The sequence below is a fragment of the Alteribacter aurantiacus DSM 18675 genome (genome assembly GCF_000429705.1).
Taxonomy (GTDB): domain Bacteria; phylum Bacillota; class Bacilli; order Bacillales; family Salisediminibacteriaceae; genus Alteribacter; species Alteribacter aurantiacus.
In genome coordinates this window covers 563038-581673 of record NZ_KE386941.1, presented here as the reverse complement: position 1 = coordinate 581673, position 18636 = coordinate 563038, and the positions used below count along the sequence as shown (strand labels likewise).

The window sequence follows — 18636 nt, the reverse complement described above, 5'->3', positions numbered from 1 at the left end:
CTTTTGTTATCGCATCATCAATGATAAGTTGCCGGATATGATGATGATGGTGATTGAGAGAAAGAACATTAAGCATACAGCTGATAAAGCTGCAAACACATAGATGACGGATTTTCCGATGATTGATAAAGAAGTAATGATCGGCCCTCCACCCAATGGCTGCAAGACAGCTGATGCAAAGGAGTAAATCAGCGCTAGACTCAATACCTTCAAAGCCGGGAAGATACAAATGAGAAGTAATATTGCCAGGCCAGCAACGCCAACCGTATTTTTAACCAGAACAGATGCCCCCATAACTGTATCTGCAGCGTCAGTGAACATCCGACCAACCACCGGAACAAAATTTCCAGTTACAAATTTTGCCGTTCTTATAGCGATGCCGTCTGCTACAGCAGCTGTGGCACCTTGAACAGAGATGACACCAAGAAAAATGGTAAGAAATATCCCAAGCCCACCAACAGCGATATTACGCAGTAAGTTGGCTAAATTGGTTACTTTGTAGTGTTCGGTCATTGTACTAACAATGCTTAACAAGGCTGATAAAAAGAGGAGAGGTAAAACAAAATACTGAACAAAAAGACCACTTGTATGCACTAAGAATAAAATCATTGGATGAAAGAGAGCTACGGAGGTTATACTTCCTGTACTCGCCATCAAGACGAGAAGAAGAGGAAGCAAAGAGATCATAAAATTAGACATGGCTTCAATCGTTTGTTGTGTAAACTGAATGGCTACATGAAAGCTATTTAAAGCAATGATCAAAAGAACCATGTAGGTGATTGCATACGCCACTTTACTTATGGAGTGTTTTTCAAAGGCTTGTTGAAGCTGAGCCAATATCATGCTGAAGATCGCTAGTAGAATTAACGTCCCGAGAAGTTTTCCATTTACAATGATTTCGTGCAACAAAAACTTCACAAATCCCCATAGCCATTCTTTAATAGAAAAAGGCTTGTCTGATTGTAAAAATTCAAGCAGTGATCCCTTATGACTCTCCGGCAAAAAACCACCGTAGTTTTCAAGAACGTCATCCCAATAAGCCCTAATATCATCGATCCCTAGCTTTTCAAGCTGCTCCTCTACAAACGCTTCTTGGTTTATGACCTCTTCCGCCTCTTGCGGCTCCTCCGCCACAATGGAAGAAGGAAAAAGAAAAGAGGCTATCATCATTACAAGTACAATTGACATTACCTTTGGCCCTTTCATCTCTTTCCCTCCTCATTTATGAAGGCAACAATCCGATAACGGTTTCAATAATGACGGAAATAATCGGAATAGCCATAATCATGATTAACACTTTTCCAGCCAGCTCAATTTTAGATGCAATCGCTCCTTGCCCTGCGTCTTTGGCAATTTGAGCACCGAATTCGGCAATATAGGCTATTCCAATAATTTTTAAGATGGTCTGTACGTAAACCAAGTTAATGTTCGCATTATCAGCAAGCTCTTCCAACATGCCGATGATCTCACTGATTTTCCCTACCAAGAAAATAAAAATGAGTACACCTGCAAAGACGGTAAGTAAAAATGCAAAGACCGGTTTTTGTTCTTTTACAACAAGTGCAAGAAATGTTGCAATAAGTCCTAGTCCTACAATTTGAATAATCTCAATGGCAACCGCCCCCTAACCTTGGAAGAGGAATACACTGCGTATCGTCTGAAAAAGGTCATCCACTACAGACGCAACCATATACAAAACGACCACAAATGCAACTAAGGTAACCCACTGTGCCATGTCATCTTTCCCCATTTGCTTCAAGACGGTATGCATCATGGCCACAACAATCCCAACACCTGCAATTTGAAAAATTAAACTGATATCGTAAGTCATTCGTTAACCCCTCTCCAGGCTAGATCATCATGAGTGCGATTAGTATACCTCCTAAAAAACCGAGGCTTTTGTACATTGACTCATGTTTTTTTTGATTCTCTCTTGCATCATTTTCCTGTTGTTCTAAATACTTTAGCGCTAACCTTAAGTGCTTCCTTTGGTTCTCAAGGTCTTGCAGACCGAGCGTTTGTCCAAATTGAAGAAGGACATCCCATTCTCCTTGTTTAAACTCCACGTTCTTTTTTGTTTTGGCAATGGTCTCACACCACACTTTTGAGGCAAGCTTTTCTTCACGTCCTAACGTTTCGGAAAACGTAGAGAATAATAAACGAATAGGATCTCTGACTTGTTTTGCTACACTGTTACATGCCTCTTTTAATGGTGTTAAACCGTACACCATTTCCGTTTCCAAAGCTTCCAAAGCTATCCTAATGTCTTTTAACTGTTTTGTACGAAGCCTAAGTCTTCTTGACCATTCCCAGCCAATACCAGTCGTTGCTGCAATCACCAATAGAATGCCTAACAATTTCATTTCAATCTCACCTTCAGTTCTTGTTCAATTGGCTTAGGAGGTGGACTACTAGTTTTGCGACGTGTGAATCCATTAAGCTCAACAACTGAATCAAAAGCCTTTTGATCAAATAGGGTCTTTAATGTCGGTCGCCACCTCACATCTTCCAGACTGTGGCCGTGAACCGAAGCAATGACCGTCACTCCTGAATGGATGGCTTCCATAATGGCATCTGTATCTTCCTCCCGACCTATTTCATCTACAATGATCAGATCAGGACTCATGGATCGAATAAGCATCATCATCCCTTCCGCTTTTGGACAACGGTCGAGTATATCTACTCTCGTCCCGAATTCGTGTTGAGGAACACCCATTACACACCCGGCGATCTCAGAACGTTCATCTACAATACCAACGGTTTGAGGGGGCAGATGATGAGTGGAATCTCCAATACTTGCGATTCTGGCTACATCTCGAAGAAGGGTTGTCTTCCCCGTCTTTGGTGGGCCAACGATGAGTGTATGAAGCCAACGATTTGCTTTGGTCATTTTAGGCAAATACGGTAGTGCCGCCCCTTTTGTTTGTTTGGCTACTCGGATGTTAAAAGAACCTATGTCTCTGATTCCTTTAACAAATCCTCCTTCCGTCACCACACGACCGGCAAGTCCAACTCTATGACCGCCAGATATCGTGATATAGCCCCTTTTTAATTCTTCTTCCAATCTGTATACCGAATGACCGCTTAAGAAACCAAGTACAAACGCACCATCTTCCTCGGTTACAATATAGGGTGCTTTAGACTTGTAAGGTAGGATATAGGCCTCATCTGACGTTAAAACTTCAAGTGGCCTAAAAACCCTGATCCTTATTTCTTCTACAGCCTTCAAGATACTTATCGGCAATGTTTTTAGCTGTGTCTTAATAGAATTAGGGAGTACCTTAAATACCTGCTCCAATCTCTCACCTCCGCAATCTACAAAATAGAGGTTGTACTACTGCAAATTTATGCCGGAAAAACGTGAATATTCATATGGTTTAGCTTTTCACTCCGATGAGGATCAGCAGTACTCCTCCAAAAATTAGCGCAATCTTTGTAAACGAAAGGCTATCGGCCAAGGCATAGACGCCTATAGCAACGGATAAAATCAATACGGTTGGTCCAATAACAGCTAAAGCCGCATTTAACACGAGTGCTTTTTCTACGCTGTTAAACCTAAATATTAATCCCGCAACCGTAAGCTCGGCTAAGCCTGAGAAAATACGTAAGCAAACCATAATCAACACCGCTGTTTCAAGACCTGTGATCCAATCCTTCATTTACTCACCTCACACATTTCCCGCTTGGTTTATGCTATGACCCTTGTCCTTAAAAGAGAACCCAAGCAAGTCCCAAAAGAACAAGACGCGTCCAAATCAAACCTTTCAAGACCGCCTGTGAGGGAGACCGGCTATGGGGTCTGTCCCCCGAACAACTGTGTAAATGAGTGTGAAAAGGAGGATTTTAAAAAAGACCGGACTAGGAATATATCCACCTAGTCCGGCCTTTTTCATTGAGAAAAGTATTTACTTCATAAAATAAAAACGCCCGCACAGAGTGCGGACGCTGAGTATTACTATGCTCTTGATACGTACTTTCCTTCACGAGTGTCAATGATCAACACATCTCCTTGGTTAATAAAGAAAGGAACTTGAACGGTAAGACCTGTTTCAAGTGTAGCCGGCTTTGTTCCACCGGACGCTGTGTCCCCTTTAATTCCAGGTTCAGTTTCAGTAACTTCAAGCTGAACAGATAAAGGTACATCTACTCCAATTGTTTCACCTTGATACGTTAAAACAGCTACTTCCATGTTTTCTTTTAAGAATTTAAGTTGTTCTTTAATTTGATCACTTTGAAGTTCAAGTTGCTCGTAAGATTGAGTGTCCATAAATGTGTGAGTATCGCCACTTGAATATAGATATTGCATCTTACGGTTTTCCATGTGGGCTTTTGCTACTTTTTCACCTGCACGGAACGTTTTTTCTTGGATGCTCCCGTTACGAAGGTTACGAAGCTTTGAACGTACGAAAGCAGCTCCTTTACCTGGTTTTACATGTTGGAAGTCAATGACCGTCCAAATCCCATTATCTACTTCGATAGTCAAACCTGTTTTAAAATCGTTAACTGAAATCATTCTTTGTTCCTCCTGAGTTCATCGTGTTTTTATTCACCTAAAATAAGCAACTCTTTTGTTGATTTAGACAAGCACTCGTTACCATCTTCTGTGACAATTGTATCGTCTTCAATACGAGTTCCACCAACACCTGCAACATAAATGCCTGGTTCGACGGTTACGACCATTCCTGGTTCCAAGACGGTATTCGATTTAAACGAAAGTCCCGGACCTTCGTGAACGTCAAGACCGAGCCCATGACCTGTAGAGTGACCGAAGTACTCGCCATAGCCCTTCTCTTTAATATAATCACGTGTGAGAGCATCGGCTTGAATTCCCGTTATCCCAGCCTTAATGCCTTCCATACCTTTAAGTTGTGCTTCTAGGACTGTGTTATAAATCTTTTTAAGTTCATCATTCGGCTCACCTACAGCTACCGTTCGAGTAATATCTGAACAATATCCTTTATAATAAGCTCCGAAATCAAGAGTGACAAGCTCTCCTCTACCAATCTCTTTTTCACTCGCTACACCGTGTGGCAGTGCAGAACGATAACCAGAAGCAACGATAATATCAAATGAAGACGATACTGCCCCCCGCTTTCTCATGAAGAATTCCAGCTCATTGGAAACTTCGATTTCCTTAACACCTGGGCGAATGTAACTTTGAATGTGAGAAAACGCAGCGTCAGCAATCTCAACAGCTTCTCGAATGATCTTAAGCTCTCCTTCATCTTTTATCATTCGGAGCTTTTCGATAAGTCCACTGACTGGAACAAGATCACATTCAATTGCTTGTTTGTATGTTTCGTAAGTCCCGAAAGTCATGTGGTCTTTTTCAAAACCTAATGTTTTGATTCCCATATTCTTCGCTTGTTTCGCCACTTCCTCATGAATTGGTCCAGTGTGTTGTACGATGTCATATCCTTTTGCTTGTTCATTGGCCTGTTCTGTATAGCGAAAATCAGTAATAAATGTGGCACCTGTTTCTGACACGAGTGCAATTCCCGCAGAACCGGTAAAGCCGGTCATATAAAGTCTGTTACTGGCACTGGTAATTAATAACCCATCAATCTTTTGTTCCGATAACTTGGCTCTTAGCTTTTCAAGTCTGGTCATGATCCATTCCCCCTATGAAAATAATCAATCGCCATTACGTATCCTTCAAAACCGAAACCGCTTATTTGCCCAAGGCAGACGGCAGCTGTAACTGAAACTTGGCGAAACTCTTCTCTCGCATGAACATTCGAAATGTGAACTTCAATGACAGGCTTCGTAATGGAAGCGATCGCATCACGAATGGCATAACTATAGTGAGTGAAAGCACCTGGATTAATGATGATACCATCAAACGATTCATCCGCCTCGTGAATCCAATCAATCAACGTTCCTTCAAGATTCGACTGTCTCGTTTCAACAGTTATATTTCTTTTTTTTCCATATGTAGTCACTTGTTCTTCGAGGTCTTTTAGTGTTTCTTTTCCATAAATTTCGGGCTCCCGTTTACCCAATCTGTTCAGGTTAGGACCATTTAGAATGAGAATGTTCATCAGCCTGACTCACGCCCTCCGTCATCGATAAAAAATAGAATGTTCCACGGAACATTCTACCATAGCTTGTCAGCTTTGAATAGATTCACCTTCATGTACAGTGCGCTCATGGTATTCGTAAGAGACTGAATAACCAATAAAAGCCCCATAAAGAAGATACAAACAAAGGGTCGTCGTAATTGTATTGATGTCTAACTGATTGAGAGGTTTTAACCCTGGAAACATGGGATTGAATAGTCCGAACACAATTGCCCAAATGACAAATCCAAACACCACCCCTGGCCATAGCTTATTGATTTTGGCTAGGATAAGGCGATAAATAAACGCTACTCCAATGGATACAACACCAATGGCTAAAATGCCTACCAACTGACCCAGCCATCCATTTTTCCAATCAGGAAGAGCCCATGGCATGAGTATCAGGGCTGGCCCCACCCGGGTAAAATTCAATGTAAATGCCACATACCCTATAATACTCCAAAACAGCCCGCCAAAAAAACCGATCAACGCAACCGTCCCATTAAAAGAATGGGATTCTTCCTTTTGTTCTTGTTCTTTTTGCTTGTTTTCTTCTGACATACTTATCACCTCACGGGGTAGTATGTCCGATATATTTTTTTTTAGGCTTTATACAAGCTCACGATTTTGAATGCTCAAACCTAAAACCTAACCGAGTATAAATCATTTTTTTGGGAAAAGTAGCTGTGTATTTATTGCAAGTTCATCCTTCTAATTGGAGGTATTTTCACAATTCATGTAGAATAGAAAGATAAAGCAACATAAACAATAGAGTTAAGATAGGCTGGTGACATCATTGAGTAAACAAAATCAACCTCCTGCATACGGTGGACAAGCCGTCATGGAAGGAGTGATGTTTGGCGGTAAACATACAACAGTAACTGCAATCCGTCGAACAGATAACACGCTCGATTTTTTTGAGGTTAAAAAGAAAAAACGACCTTGGGTTGAAAAACTGAAAAAAATTCCTTTTGTGCGAGGTGTGGCCGCTATTGTTGAAGCAAGTGCCAATGGAACAAAACACCTCAATTTCTCAACTGAACGGTATGACGTTGATCCAAAGGATGATGACAATATTGAAACCGTCGAACAAACGTCAAAATTGACGATGGTTTTGGGAGTAGCCGCGGTAGGCGTACTTTCGTTCATCTTCGGAAAATTGGTTTTTACGGCTCTCCCTGCCACGCTAGCAGAGCTATTTAGACCCATTTTCCCCGGTCATGTCGCTCAAAACTTAATAGAGGGCTTTATAAAATTGGTTTTCCTTTTAACCTACATTTACTTAATAAGCTTGACCCCCATGATTAGACGGGTATTTCAGTATCACGGGGCAGAGCATAAAGTAATCAACGCTTTTGAAAACAATAAATCACTAACCGTAGAAAATGTACAAGCCCAGTCACGGTTGCATTACCGATGTGGTAGCAGTTTCATTCTCTTTACCGTCATTGTCGGTGTATTTATTTATTTGGCTGTACCTTCAGAACCTTTATGGGAAAGATTGACCTACCGAATTGCACTCATTCCTGTTGTTCTTGGTGCTTCATATGAAGTATTACAATTAACCAACAAGGTTCGTCACGTTCCAGCTCTAAGATGGCTTGGTTATCCAGGTCTTTGGCTACAACTTCTGACAACAAAAGAGCCAAAAGATGATCAAGTAGAAGTTGCAATTGCTTCTTTTGAAGAAATGAGAAAGCGGGACGACGCCTTTTCGAAGGATAATTTGGAAGACCGTATCGTATGATAAAAGGAAAATGACAAAACATCTTGGAGGTGGATTTATGCTTCGCCAGTCTTTTCATCCCTTGTTACTTGTCATGTTTGGTTTGGCTCTTTTAGGTATTGGTAGCAACCTAGTAACAGACCCCCGAGGATTCTTCGTTAGCATGCTGGTTATGGTTGGGGTTGCAACGCTTTTGTATTTATTGTTTAAAAACATTGTTATGCCCAGGTTATCCCAGGCCAATTATGGCAGACAAATGTCCGCTAATGCTTACAAAACACAAGCTAGATCAGGTAATCGAACGCCTTCTTTTAAAGCAGCTAAACAAAAGAAAGCTAAGCAGGAAAAAAAGCGAAGTCAAAGACCACTTATTAAACGTCAATCTGACGTTCAACTTCGTGTAATTGAGGGAAAGAAGAATAAGAGTAAGAAAAAGAACCGAGCATTATTCTAATCGCTTGGTTCTTTTTCTTCGATTTTCTCGTCTTGAGGAGGTAGTGCCATGACTGGATTAAACGAATCACTTCCATATTTATCTTCAGAGTTTACACTCGTTACCGAACTTGATATCATCTTTCTCGTTTTAATCGGCCTCATTTTTTGGGCTATTAATAAAACGATTGGCTTTCAACTCTTTTTTCTTCTGTCATTCTCGGTCACCATTAGCCACATTATCCAGCTATTTTTCCCAGGGTTAATTATCGGGAACAATTGGGTACCTTTAACTCACCTCCCCGTCCAAGCTGTCATGACATTCTTTTCCTTTTTCATCCCACTTACTCGTAATAGGCTCGAGCTTGTTGCTTGTGTCGCACCCATCCTTGCCTTTTCCATCACGTTTTTGTTTTTTACTCAATCGTCTGTCTTCTCTATTGTTGGTGCCATATTAATCGGCGGCTTCATTGTGTATGGGTTTTACCGCAGCTTCGATTGGATTGGAGCCATGCCCGATCGTTACATAATGGCTTTTGCCATCATTTTGCCTGTATTTCTGGTTGCTTTGATTTATCCAAACACACAGGCACTCCTTCACACGGGGTATCTACTTGGAGCAGGTGTAGGGATCTCCCTTGAATTTATTAAAGTTCGTATGAGTATTCCATCTGCCAGCTTTAGGTCAAGGATCACCGGTTGCGGTATTGGTTTAGTCGGAATCGCATTAGTAAAGATTTTTTCTCCCATACTTTTTTCTTGGATGCCTCTTCCTTTATTTACAATGGGGTTAATCATCGGATTATGGATTACTTTGATTGTTCCTACTCTCCTTGTTTTAACGAAATTGTATCAACAAGATGGCATTGCCGATGTGATAAAGAATCGTTAGTTACTCCAATGCTTTAAAAAAATCGTTGTACTGTCTTCCCCCAACTGAATCAAGCTTGCTTTTTGATCATCACTTAGTGAAAAATCCGTTGTCTTCACATCTTTAACAGGGATGAATACGATATCTTTTGCCAAGTCTCTTGCTATATAACGCTGGTCGTGTGCAGTCCTCATCGTTTCCACCATCGCATAAGTAAATTGCATAGCATTCTTAATTTTGCGAGGACTGGCCATTTCTTCTTCCAGCGTCGGGCTCAACCTAAACCCCAATACGGGTCTTGTTAGCCTTTTTTGATTTCTCTTCTTAAACACCCACATTGGGAAGTTACTTAAAACACCACCATCCACCACATAAGAAGGTTTACCGGTACCATCGTAGATTTTTACAGGTTCAAAGAAAAAGGGGATACTGCAACTCATTCGAATCGCTCGTGCAACAGAGAACTTCTCAGGAATTCGCCCATATAACGGAAGGTCGTCTGGTAAAACCACAATCCGACCATTTGTTATGTCTGATGCCACCATTTTTAACGAGCCAGGAGGTAGATCGGCAAAAGTGGAAACCCCTTTTTTCTTTAAGGTGTCAACAAGCCATTTTTCAAACTCACTTCCCTTATATAGTCCGATCTTCCTGTACATGGTGAGCCATCTAATAAATGGGAGAGGAAACATAGACTTTCTTGGGTCTAACAATTGCCTTAAATCCATTTCTTCAAAGAGGCTAACGATTTCTTCTCCCGAAAAACCGGCTTTGATAAAAGCTCCCGTTATTGCTCCTGCACTTGTACCCGCAATCCTTTCAAATTCAATACCTTTCTTTTCAAGAGCGTTGAGGGCCCCTACAAACGCAAGCGCTCGCACACCTCCGCCAGCAAAAACGCCATCCACTTTCACAGGCCACTCCTCCTTTATTCCATTGTAAAGAGAAACGGCAGAAAAAATGCTCGTTTTTTAGCTCATAAGCTCGTCTACTGGTTATTTTTTTCTTTTCAAGATCATTTCTTTTAACCTGGAGGTACTATTGTAGGGTGATTTGAAAAGTGTAAAGTCGATGGACAAACGCGGCAACTTGATTGATAAATTCTAAAGTCAATGAACAAACACCGCAACTCGATTGATAAATTCCAAAAGTCGATGAACAAACGCCGCATCTCGATTGATAAATCCCAAAGTCGATGAACAAACGCCGCAACTCGATTGTCAAATTCAAAATTTGATGGACAAATGTACCAAGCCAATGAAACTCATAGCCGCCTTTTTTCAAAATCAAAAAAAAGCAATCATAACACTCGTTATGATTGCTCCATTTCTTCACTTTTCTTTTGAACATCACGAAGGTCGTTCACACGTTTTGGTTCTTCATCGAAATATTGTACCAAGTCACCAATCCGATCGATCGCATCCCAACTCAAGTGGTGCTCGATCCCTTCCACATCTTGATAAATGGTTTCTCCGTCAACACCAATGATCCTCATGAATTCTTCGAGTAGTTCATGACGATAAACAAGACGCTTGCCTATTTTTTTTCCTTTAGGTGTTAGGACGAGGCCTCGGTACTTTTCGTATATTAAGTATTCTTTCTTATCAAGCTTTTGAACCATTTTTGTAACTGATGATGGATGCACTTCAAGCTGCTCAGCGATATCTGATACTCTGGCATATCCTTTATCTTCAATTAACAGGTAAATTCGCTCCAAGTAATCTTCCATACTCGGTGTTGGCATACTGTCCCCTCCAAACGTCCCCCGTTCAAGAAACCCTGATCCAAAGCGAATACGGAGCAGTGTACTTGAAAGCAAAAACAGTCTTTTCTCTATTACTAAGTATACTATAAATTAAACACTGGGACTACCTCACTCCGGTGCAGAAGAAAAGAGGCTGCTTATCTTGGACGTATGTTGTCCAATAAACAGCCTCTAATTTATTTTAAAGTCCGCACTTCAACTGCGCATTACAGTTTGTACATGTATTGCATCCACCAATGTCTTCTACCGTTCCTTTACGACAAACCGGGCACTTGTCTCCCACTTCGTTGCCGTATTTAACAGATGTAGAGCGCAAGTCTGAAATCGTATCTACGAGAACAACTTTTCCTCTTTCTTCTGCATGATCGGACAACTTTTCAGTTGTATCGTTCATGTCATTCTCTTCCGCCTTAAGCGTAAGAACTTGAGAATCACGACTTCCGTCAACATAGACAGTCCCACCTTTTGCTCCCCCGTTATAAAGGCGCTCATAAACGGATTTCACTTGGTCAACAGTATACCCTCTTGGAGCGTTTACTGTTTTACTGAGTGAGCTGTCAACCCAACGTTGGATCACACACTGAACATCAGCGTGAGCTTCCGGTGAGAGTTCCATACTTGAAACAAACCATTCAGGTAGTTCAGTTGGATTAACGTTTGGATTTTTATCCAAGTATTCTTGGAGTATTTCTGCTTTTACTTCGATAAACTTCCCTAAACGCCCACTTCGGAAATAGGAGAAAGAAAAATATGGTTCAAGGCCAGTACTGACTCCAACCATTGTCCCAGTGGACCCCGTGGGAGCCACAGTCAAGAGGTGAGAGTTACGAATACCGTACTCTTTCACACCTTCACGGATGTCATCGGGCATCCCTTGCATATAACCCGTGTTTGCATACGCCTCTCGAAGGACCTTTGTATTTTCTTTTGTTTCTCCGACTAGGAAGGGAAAGCTTCCTTTTTCCTTCGCAAGTGCAATGCTCGTTCGATACGCGGTCGTCGCAATCGTTTCGAAAATCTTATCGATCAAATCATTGCCTTTTTCTGAACCATACACTGTTTCCGTATGGATCAATAAGTCATGAAGTCCCATTACACCAAGCCCTACACGACGCTCTCCTTTAGCTTGCTTCGTGTTTTGTTCCAAAAAGTACGGAGTCGCATCAATCACGTTATCTTGCATACGCACGCCGGTTGCTACGGTTTGCTTCAGTTTTTCAAAATCTACCGTTTTTGTTTCTTTGTCCGCCATTTCAGCCAAGTTGACGGCTGCTAAATTGCACACAGAATATGGAGCGAGAGGTTGTTCCCCACACGGGTTTGTTGCAACCACTTTTTGTCCATAGGCACTAGCGTTTGTTTTTTCGTTCGCATTGTCGATAAAGAAAATGCCCGGTTCCGCTGAATACGTCGCACATACGTTAATCAAGTTCCAAAGCTCTTTTGCTTTGATCGTACGATATGTTCGAACGCCAAAACCGATTGATTCCCACTCACGAACGTCACCATATTCTTGCCAGTCACGATTATAAGCTTCCATTTCCTCTTTTGAGTAGTTTTCTACATCAGGGAAGCGTAGAGCGTACTCCTTGTCGTTTTCAACAGCTTCCATGAATTCCTTCGTGATACAAACACTGATATTTGCACCCGTTAAGAATTCCGAGTTATTTACGGTATAAGTACCGCCTGTACGAAGCTTCTCTTCAGCTTCAGCGATGACTTTACCATCAAACCCACCTTGTCCTTCAATGGATTTATAGTTCACGATGCTTTGGTACATCGCTTCTTCTACTTCAGTTAGCGGCGTGAACTTCAGCTTGTCTTTTACGAGATTGCGAATTTGCTCATCCTCTGTATTTTCCAGTAAGTATCGCAAAATACGAGGGTTTTGCATTTTTGAGATGATGAACTCCAAAATATCGGGGTGCCAATCAGATAGCATGATCATTTGTGCTCCCCGTCTAGAGCCACCTTGTTCAACTAAGTGCGTCAATTTCGCAATGTCATCTAACCATGACACAGATCCTGACGACTTGCCATTAACACCTCGAGCCAACGTATTGCGTGGTCTTAAGGTGGATCCGTTCGTTCCGACACCGCCACCCCGGCTCATAATCTCCATTACTTGTTTTCTATGTTCGGAAATGCCTTCACGGGAATCTGCAACGAATGGCATAACGTAGCAGTTAAAGTAAGTAACATCCGTTTCAGCACCTGCACCGTAAAGGACTCGTCCAGCCGGTACAAAGTTCATGTTCACAAGTTCATGATAAAATTTATGAAAGCTCTCCTCACGTTTTACCGGATCCGTCTCTACTTCAGAAAGCCCTCTTGCATTCCGCTTGGCGATTTGTTCATAGTAAATCTCCAGAGGTTTATCGATCGTATCGAGAGAGCGCGTTACAACGCCAGATTCTTTTTCCTCTTGATTATCAAGTACGCCCAAAAACTCATCGTCTACGCGAATTTTCGCTTTACTTTTCTCCCAATCTACTTCTAACACGTAACCGTATCCCCTTGCAGGAAATTTAGGATCGGCTTTAACCGTTAGTACCACAAAGTCTCCTGCTTTGAGCGTTTTCTTCTCCGTATCTTTAAACGTATAGCGGTCCAGCATGACCAATCGAGATACTCCACTTTTCTTTTTGTTCATCTCAGGAGTAATTGGAAACACTTGCGGGAACTGCTCAATATCTCGATTCAGTTCCTCAACATTAATCGACATAGCAGACATAAACGTTGTCACATGCATTCTCCCCTTTGTTATCTAGTTCATTAACATATAGCACATCTTGTTGTGAAAGAGTCAGTCGTCACCTATATATAGGTGACGACTGGTAATCTTTGGTGTATTTAATCTTGTTTAAGCTTACCACAGTTTTCTGTACCCATCAATATATAGTGGTAAACATTTTTGTTCAAATACTATATATTGCGTTTAGTTAGACAGCAAATCATTTTGTCAACTTTGAAATCGGTTAAACAAGGAAGAAAAAACGAGAAAAAAGGACATCTTTTCTTAAAAATCGTCAATTTTGGCCAATTTTATTGATTGCTTTTTTTATTCTTTACACCTTGTAAATGGCTCCGATAATTTCAATGCAAGAAGAAATGGTACCACACTTTTGCCTTGTTGAAAATAAAAACGAAGGGGCCAAATTAAGTTAATTTTAGAGCACTACACCCTATAAGATTGAAGCTGCTTTATCGTACTATCTGACCGGATAAAAGGACCTTGAGCTAGTAAGCTCTGAAGTGAACGAAAAAGAGGGTTACTTATTGAAAAAGGTATCCTAAACACAAAATGCCTCACTCCAGTTTCCTGAAAGCGAGGCAAGGTACAATGGCATCCCCTAGTCACCTAAGATTTATAATTCCATTCATCAGTTCCATATTTTTGATCGATCAAGGCATGTACTTCATCTTCTTGCTCTTGTGTGAGCGTCATCTCTTCCAAAGAAATGTTCAATCCTTTTTCAAAGCCATCCCTGAACACTTTTTTCGCCCGATTCATTGGTACCTTTTCACCTAAAAGCTCTTCAATGGCTACAGCTTTGTTTTTGAAGCTGCGCTGCATCCGTTCTCTCACACGTTCATTCGGATATACAAATACATCAAAGAGCTTGTCTTCATCCATGGACAAAATGATAGAGCCGTGCTGCAGGATCACGCCTTTTTGGCGGGTTTGAGCACTCCCTGCTATTTTTCTTCCTTCTACAACGAGTTCGTACCACGATGATGCATCAAAGCAAACGGCGGACCTCGGGTTTTTCAAATTGTTTCGCTCTTCTTCTGTACGCGGTATAGAAAACCCCGCATCCAGCCCAAGCTCCAAAAATCCTTCAAGTAGCCCTTGAGATATTACACGATACGCTTCTGTTACAGTCTCTGGCATTTCGGGGTGACTCTCACTGATGATGACGCTGTATGTAAGTTCATCTTCGTGTAAAACGGCCCTACCGCCTGTTGGCCTTCTCACAAAACCTAGTTCGTGCTTTTTTACCGCTTCCATATCAATCTCTTTTTTCGCTTTTTGAAAGTAACCGACTGATAAGGTAGGCGGATTCCATCCATAAAACCTTACCACAGGAGGAATGAGGCCTCTTCTATGCCAGTCCATCAATTTTTCATCCAGTGCCATGTTATAATAGGGACTTTGATCCCCCGAATCGATATAAAGCCATTTTTCTTTCATGTTGGTCCCTCACTTTACTGAAGTTACTGAAAAAAGGTAAAGACCGATCTTTTTCAGTGCCTTCTTACTAAATAGGTCCTATCCATCATAACGAAAATATCATGACAAAACAAAAGGTTCGTTCAATACGATTGCAGTTTGTCCCATTTCAATATATCATTACTCTAGGAGAACTCATTGTATTATGATTTTGAAGGAGTGGAATACGAACGATGACACCATGGATTCTTGCCATCACAACGGTTCTTCTTGTATTCTTTATCGTTTCCCGTGTAATCAAACCTAAATACCTACGCTCAATGGAAACAGAAGAATTCAAGAAAGACTATCGAAAAGCACAACTTGTAGATATTCGAGAGGAAAAAGAATTTAAAACAGGACACATTTTAGGTGCCCGTAACATCCCGTTATCTCAACTTCGCCAACGGCAAACCGAGATTCGACCGGACAAGCCTGTATACATCTATTGTCAATCAGGTGCCCGTTGCATCCAGGCTGCGAAAGTCTTGAAAAAAAAGCGTGGTGCAGAGGATATCGTCCAGCTTAAGGGCGGCTTCCGTAAGTGGACAGGTAAAATTAAAAAGTAAAAGTCAAGAGACCGTTAAAAAAGCGGTCTCTTTTTTGTTAGCTCTACTTAAGGTCCGGTTGTTTTAACAAAAAGATAGATCCAAAGGTCAATCACCACCTTTGAGTCGGACCTTTATTCAAAACAGGCCACTTATCCAAAGGACAAGTGGCACCTGCTTTCATTCTGTTTTTTAATTTTTTGTATATCGTAAGATCGGCTTTCGCGCTGCCGTTGTCTCGTCCATACGACCAATCACGGTCGTATGAGGAGCTTCTTGTACGATTTCAGGATTTTCTTCTGCTTCTTTTGCAATTTGAATCATCGCTTCAATGAATTCATCCAACGTCTCTTTTGATTCCGTTTCCGTCGGTTCAATCATGAGACACTCTTCCACATTAAGCGGGAAGTAAATCGTTGGTGGGTGATAGCCGAAATCCAGCAGTCGTTTTGCCATGTCCAACGTACGGACTCCAAGTTTTTTCTGCCTGCGACCGGAAAGAACGAATTCATGTTTACAATGCTGTTTATAAGGGGCATCAAAGTATGGTTCGAGCTTTCTGAACATATAGTTAGCATTTAGTACAGCGTATTCAGATACTTTACGAAGACCCACTGGCCCCATTGTTCGGATGTACGTATACGCACGTACATTAATACCGAAGTTTCCGTAATATGGCTTTACACGTCCAATTGATTCTGGAACATTGTATTCAAAACGGTATTTCTCACCGTCTTTAATAACGAGCGGCGTCGGCAAATAAGGAACAAGGTCACTCTTTACACCTACAGGTCCGGATCCTGGTCCACCACCTCCGTGAGGGGTTGTGAACGTTTTATGCAAGTTTAAGTGAACCACGTCAAAGCCCATATCACCTGGGCGTGTGATTCCCAAGATTGCATTTGAATTGGCACCATCATAATAAAGCTTTCCGCCTGCTTCATGGACAATGGAAGCCATTTCAACAATCTCTTCTTCAAACAAACCTAATGTGTTCGGATTTGTAAGCATAAGAGCAGCTGTGTCTTCTCCAACCACTTCACGAAGGTGATCCAAGTCAACGATTCCACGCTCGTTTGAACGAACCGTAACAGCTTCAAAACCAGCTACAACTGCACTAGCAGGGTTTGTTCCATGAGCCGAATCGGGCACGATTACTTTCGTACGATTAAAGTCACCATTAGCTTCGTGATAGGCACGGATGAGCATCAATCCTGTCCATTCACCATGAGCGCCCGCTGCGGGTTGAAGAGTCACTTGATCCATCCCGGTGATCTCTTCAAGAGACGTCTGAAGCTTATGCATCAACTCAAGAGCACCTTGGATCGTGCCTTCTTCTTGGTATGGATGGATGTGAGAAAAACCAGGATATCGTGCTACGTCTTCGTTTATTTTCGGATTGTATTTCATCGTACAAGACCCTAGAGGATAAAATCCTGAGTCTACACCATGGTTACGTTTTGAAAGGGCTGTATAATGACGCATGATTTGAAGTTCCGATACTTCAGGAAGTTCAGCATCAACACTTCGTTGAAACGATTCAGGGAGCAAGTCATCAAGACTCTTTTCAGGGATATCCAACTCCGGTAGGCTATGCCCGATGCGGCCCTCTTGACTTAGTTCGAAAATCAGTGCTTGGTTTTCGTTACTCATTTTACTCCCCCCAATGCAGTTGCTAAACGATCGATTTCTTCTTTTGTACGAAGCTCTGTGAATGCCAGTAGCATTTGATTTTCTTTATCTGGGTAGTGGCGAGAAAGTTCAAAGCCACCAATCATCCCTTCTTCTAGCAACATGTCATTCACTTCACTCACAGGTTTTTGTAATTTTACTGCAAACTCATTAAAGAACGGCGTACCATTGATGACTTCTACACCTGCTTCAATCAACTTTTCTTTCGCATAGTGCGCTTTTTGGATGTTTTGATAAGCCATTTCCTTTACACCGTTCTTGCCAAGGGCGGTCATGGCTACGCTTGCTCCCAACGCATTCAATGCTTGATTCGAACAGATGTTACTTGTCGCTTTTTCACGACGGATATGTTGCTCCCGTGCTTGAAGGGTCAATACAAACCCTCGCTGTCCTTTGTCATCTGTAGTCTGGCCTACAAGACGACCGGGAACTTTTCTCATTAGTTTTTTAGTTGTAGCAAAATAACCGCAGTGTGGTCCCCCAAGTTGTGCCGGAATCCCGAACGGTTGCGCATCTCCAACAACTACATCTGCGTTAAAGGCCCCAGGAGGTTGTAAAACGCCCAAACTTACTGGGTTGGAAGATACAACAAGCAGCGCTTTTTCTTGATGTGCGATTTCTTCAATCGCTTTTAAATCCTCAACATTTCCAAGGAAGTTCGGGTATTGAACAATGACACTTGCGACTTCATTAGAATAAAGTTCTTTTAAATGGTCAATGTCGGTTACGCCATCTTTTTCACGGATCTCTACTACCTGAATACCTTGTCCTTTTGCATTTGACACAAGAACTTCACGGGCTTCTGGGTGAACCGTTTCAGAAACGAGAATCGTTTTCTTTTTTGTATGACCGGCACTCATCATTCCCGCTTCAGCCAGGGCAGTCGGACCATCATACATGGACGAATTGGCAAGATCCATGCCTGTAAGTTCTGCAATCATCGTTTGAAATTCAAAAATGGCTTGGAGTTCACCTTGTGAAATCTCCGGTTGGTAAGGCGTGTAGGCAGTGTAAAATTCAGACCTTCCTATCACGTGATTTACGATAGAAGGAATGTAGTGCTCATAAACCCCTGCTCCTAAAAAGGACGGGTAATCCTTTGAGTTGAAGTTACGGTTTGCAAGACGCTGCATCTCTTTGACCAAAGCTATTTCATCTAATGCCTTCTCTATTTTTAGTTCTCCATCGTAACGAACATCCTTGGGAATGTCTTGAAACAACTCTTCTACAGAATCGATTCCAATCGTCCCCATCATTTCTTGCAAATCTTTATCCGTCATTGGTAAATAGCGAAATGTCATGATGTTTCTCCCCTTCCTCTTCGTCTCAC

The 18636-nt window shown here is 41.7% G+C and carries 20 protein-coding genes; 4 read left to right on the top strand and 16 right to left on the bottom strand.

Annotation, left to right across the window (positions count from 1 at the left end; translation table 11 throughout):
- Positions 1-6: 6 nt before the first annotated feature.
- From spoIIIAE to G476_RS0106080, 10 genes are all read right to left on the bottom strand, one after another.
- The gene (gene spoIIIAE, locus G476_RS0106125) at positions 7-1206 is read right to left on the bottom strand and encodes a stage III sporulation protein AE (RefSeq protein ID WP_026689311.1); all 1200 of its coding nucleotides are present in this window, start codon (positions 1204-1206) and stop codon (positions 7-9) included.
- A 16-nt stretch (positions 1207-1222) separates the two neighbouring features.
- The gene (spoIIIAD, locus tag G476_RS0106120; protein WP_026689310.1) at positions 1223-1612 is read right to left on the bottom strand and encodes a stage III sporulation protein AD; all 390 of its coding nucleotides are present in this window, start codon (positions 1610-1612) and stop codon (positions 1223-1225) included.
- Between the two features lie 12 nt (positions 1613-1624).
- Entirely contained in the window at positions 1625-1831 is a 207-nt protein-coding gene (gene spoIIIAC, locus G476_RS0106115; protein ID WP_026689309.1) for a stage III sporulation protein AC, read from the bottom strand.
- A gap of 19 nt (positions 1832-1850) precedes the next feature.
- Positions 1851-2363, bottom strand: coding sequence for a stage III sporulation protein SpoIIIAB (gene spoIIIAB, locus G476_RS0106110; protein ID WP_026689308.1), 513 nt, complete (start codon positions 2361-2363; stop codon positions 1851-1853).
- Positions 2360-3298 (bottom strand): stage III sporulation protein AA, encoded by a 939-nt coding sequence (gene spoIIIAA, locus G476_RS21370; protein ID WP_084405640.1) that lies wholly within the window; start codon positions 3296-3298, stop codon positions 2360-2362. The genes spoIIIAB and spoIIIAA overlap by 4 nt, the downstream gene beginning before the upstream one ends.
- A 79-nt stretch (positions 3299-3377) precedes the next feature.
- Complete coding sequence (locus G476_RS0106100; protein WP_026689307.1) at positions 3378-3659, bottom strand: YqhV family protein; 282 nt, start codon at positions 3657-3659, stop codon at positions 3378-3380.
- 296 nt (positions 3660-3955) lie between these two features.
- Positions 3956-4513: an elongation factor P gene (gene efp, locus G476_RS0106095; protein ID WP_026689306.1), complete on the bottom strand. Its 558-nt coding sequence runs from the start codon at positions 4511-4513 to the stop codon at positions 3956-3958.
- 29 nt (positions 4514-4542) lie between these two features.
- Positions 4543-5610: a M24 family metallopeptidase gene (locus G476_RS0106090; protein WP_026689305.1), complete on the bottom strand. Its 1068-nt coding sequence runs from the start codon at positions 5608-5610 to the stop codon at positions 4543-4545.
- Complete coding sequence (aroQ, locus tag G476_RS0106085; RefSeq protein WP_026689304.1) at positions 5607-6044, bottom strand: type II 3-dehydroquinate dehydratase; 438 nt, start codon at positions 6042-6044, stop codon at positions 5607-5609. The genes G476_RS0106090 and aroQ overlap by 4 nt, the downstream gene beginning before the upstream one ends.
- 66 nt (positions 6045-6110) lie before the next feature.
- A complete protein-coding gene (locus G476_RS0106080) occupies positions 6111-6620 on the bottom strand; it encodes a YqhR family membrane protein (RefSeq protein WP_026689303.1) in 510 nt (169 codons plus the stop codon).
- Between the two features lie 235 nt (positions 6621-6855).
- On the opposite strand from G476_RS0106080, the gene G476_RS0106075 reads away from it, so the two are divergent.
- Genes G476_RS0106075 through G476_RS0106065 form a run of 3 tightly spaced genes read left to right on the top strand, consistent with a single transcriptional unit; the run spans position 6856 to position 9109 of the window.
- Positions 6856-7806: a DUF1385 domain-containing protein gene (locus tag G476_RS0106075; protein WP_026689302.1), complete on the top strand. Its 951-nt coding sequence runs from the start codon at positions 6856-6858 to the stop codon at positions 7804-7806.
- A 37-nt stretch (positions 7807-7843) separates the two neighbouring features.
- Positions 7844-8239 carry a hypothetical protein gene (locus G476_RS0106070; protein WP_026689301.1) on the top strand — a complete coding sequence of 132 codons (396 nt, stop codon included), beginning with the start codon at positions 7844-7846 and terminating at the stop codon, positions 8237-8239.
- A 48-nt stretch (positions 8240-8287) separates the two neighbouring features.
- Positions 8288-9109 (top strand): hypothetical protein, encoded by an 822-nt coding sequence (locus G476_RS0106065; protein ID WP_026689300.1) that lies wholly within the window; start codon positions 8288-8290, stop codon positions 9107-9109.
- Here the strand turns inward: G476_RS0106065 and G476_RS0106060 are convergent.
- From G476_RS0106060 to G476_RS0106045, 4 genes are all read right to left on the bottom strand, one after another.
- Positions 9106-10002, bottom strand: a complete 897-nt coding sequence (locus tag G476_RS0106060) for a patatin-like phospholipase family protein (RefSeq protein ID WP_026689299.1) — start codon at positions 10000-10002, stop codon at positions 9106-9108. The two genes, G476_RS0106065 and G476_RS0106060, sit on opposite strands and share 4 nt — an antisense overlap.
- Before the next feature lie 398 nt (positions 10003-10400).
- Positions 10401-10832, bottom strand: a complete 432-nt coding sequence (gene mntR, locus G476_RS0106055) for a transcriptional regulator MntR (protein ID WP_026689298.1) — start codon at positions 10830-10832, stop codon at positions 10401-10403.
- 202 nt (positions 10833-11034) lie between these two features.
- Positions 11035-13605, bottom strand: a complete 2571-nt coding sequence (locus G476_RS0106050) for a vitamin B12-dependent ribonucleotide reductase (protein ID WP_245579636.1) — start codon at positions 13603-13605, stop codon at positions 11035-11037.
- Between the two features lie 609 nt (positions 13606-14214).
- Entirely contained in the window at positions 14215-15048 is an 834-nt protein-coding gene (locus tag G476_RS0106045; protein WP_026689296.1) for a lipoate--protein ligase family protein, read from the bottom strand.
- Positions 15049-15260: 212 nt separating this feature from the next.
- Between G476_RS0106045 and G476_RS0106040 the strand changes: the two genes are divergently transcribed.
- Positions 15261-15635: a rhodanese-like domain-containing protein gene (locus G476_RS0106040; RefSeq protein WP_026689295.1), complete on the top strand. Its 375-nt coding sequence runs from the start codon at positions 15261-15263 to the stop codon at positions 15633-15635.
- A 171-nt stretch (positions 15636-15806) separates the two neighbouring features.
- Here the strand turns inward: G476_RS0106040 and gcvPB are convergent, their stop codons facing one another.
- Both gcvPB and gcvPA read right to left on the bottom strand, forming a co-directional pair.
- On the bottom strand, positions 15807-17267 hold the full coding sequence (gene gcvPB, locus G476_RS0106035; RefSeq protein ID WP_026689294.1) for an aminomethyl-transferring glycine dehydrogenase subunit GcvPB: 1461 nt from the start codon (positions 17265-17267) through the stop codon (positions 15807-15809).
- Positions 17264-18607 carry an aminomethyl-transferring glycine dehydrogenase subunit GcvPA gene (gene gcvPA, locus G476_RS0106030; RefSeq protein WP_026689293.1) on the bottom strand — a complete coding sequence of 448 codons (1344 nt, stop codon included), beginning with the start codon at positions 18605-18607 and terminating at the stop codon, positions 17264-17266. The genes gcvPB and gcvPA overlap by 4 nt, the downstream gene beginning before the upstream one ends.
- Between the last annotated feature and the right edge of the window lie 29 nt (positions 18608-18636).

Coding starts and splice junctions, on each gene's coding strand:
- spoIIIAE (WP_026689311.1), bottom strand. CDS start 1,206: ATGAAAGGGCCAAAGGTAATGTCAATTGTACTTGTAATGATGATAGCC.
- spoIIIAC (WP_026689309.1), bottom strand. CDS start 1,831: ATGACTTACGATATCAGTTTAATTTTTCAAATTGCAGGTGTTGGGATT.
- spoIIIAB (WP_026689308.1), bottom strand. CDS start 2,363: ATGAAATTGTTAGGCATTCTATTGGTGATTGCAGCAACGACTGGTATT.
- G476_RS0106100 (WP_026689307.1), bottom strand. CDS start 3,659: ATGAAGGATTGGATCACAGGTCTTGAAACAGCGGTGTTGATTATGGTT.
- efp (WP_026689306.1), bottom strand. CDS start 4,513: ATGATTTCAGTTAACGATTTTAAAACAGGTTTGACTATCGAAGTAGAT.
- G476_RS0106090 (WP_026689305.1), bottom strand. CDS start 5,610: ATGACCAGACTTGAAAAGCTAAGAGCCAAGTTATCGGAACAAAAGATT.
- G476_RS0106080 (WP_026689303.1), bottom strand. CDS start 6,620: ATGTCAGAAGAAAACAAGCAAAAAGAACAAGAACAAAAGGAAGAATCC.
- G476_RS0106070 (WP_026689301.1), top strand. CDS start 7,844: ATGCTTCGCCAGTCTTTTCATCCCTTGTTACTTGTCATGTTTGGTTTG.
- G476_RS0106065 (WP_026689300.1), top strand. CDS start 8,288: ATGACTGGATTAAACGAATCACTTCCATATTTATCTTCAGAGTTTACA.
- mntR (WP_026689298.1), bottom strand. CDS start 10,832: ATGCCAACACCGAGTATGGAAGATTACTTGGAGCGAATTTACCTGTTA.
- G476_RS0106050 (WP_245579636.1), bottom strand. CDS start 13,605: ATGCATGTGACAACGTTTATGTCTGCTATGTCGATTAATGTTGAGGAA.
- G476_RS0106045 (WP_026689296.1), bottom strand. CDS start 15,048: ATGAAAGAAAAATGGCTTTATATCGATTCGGGGGATCAAAGTCCCTAT.
- G476_RS0106040 (WP_026689295.1), top strand. CDS start 15,261: ATGACACCATGGATTCTTGCCATCACAACGGTTCTTCTTGTATTCTTT.
- gcvPB (WP_026689294.1), bottom strand. CDS start 17,267: ATGAGTAACGAAAACCAAGCACTGATTTTCGAACTAAGTCAAGAGGGC.
- gcvPA (WP_026689293.1), bottom strand. CDS start 18,607: ATGACATTTCGCTATTTACCAATGACGGATAAAGATTTGCAAGAAATG.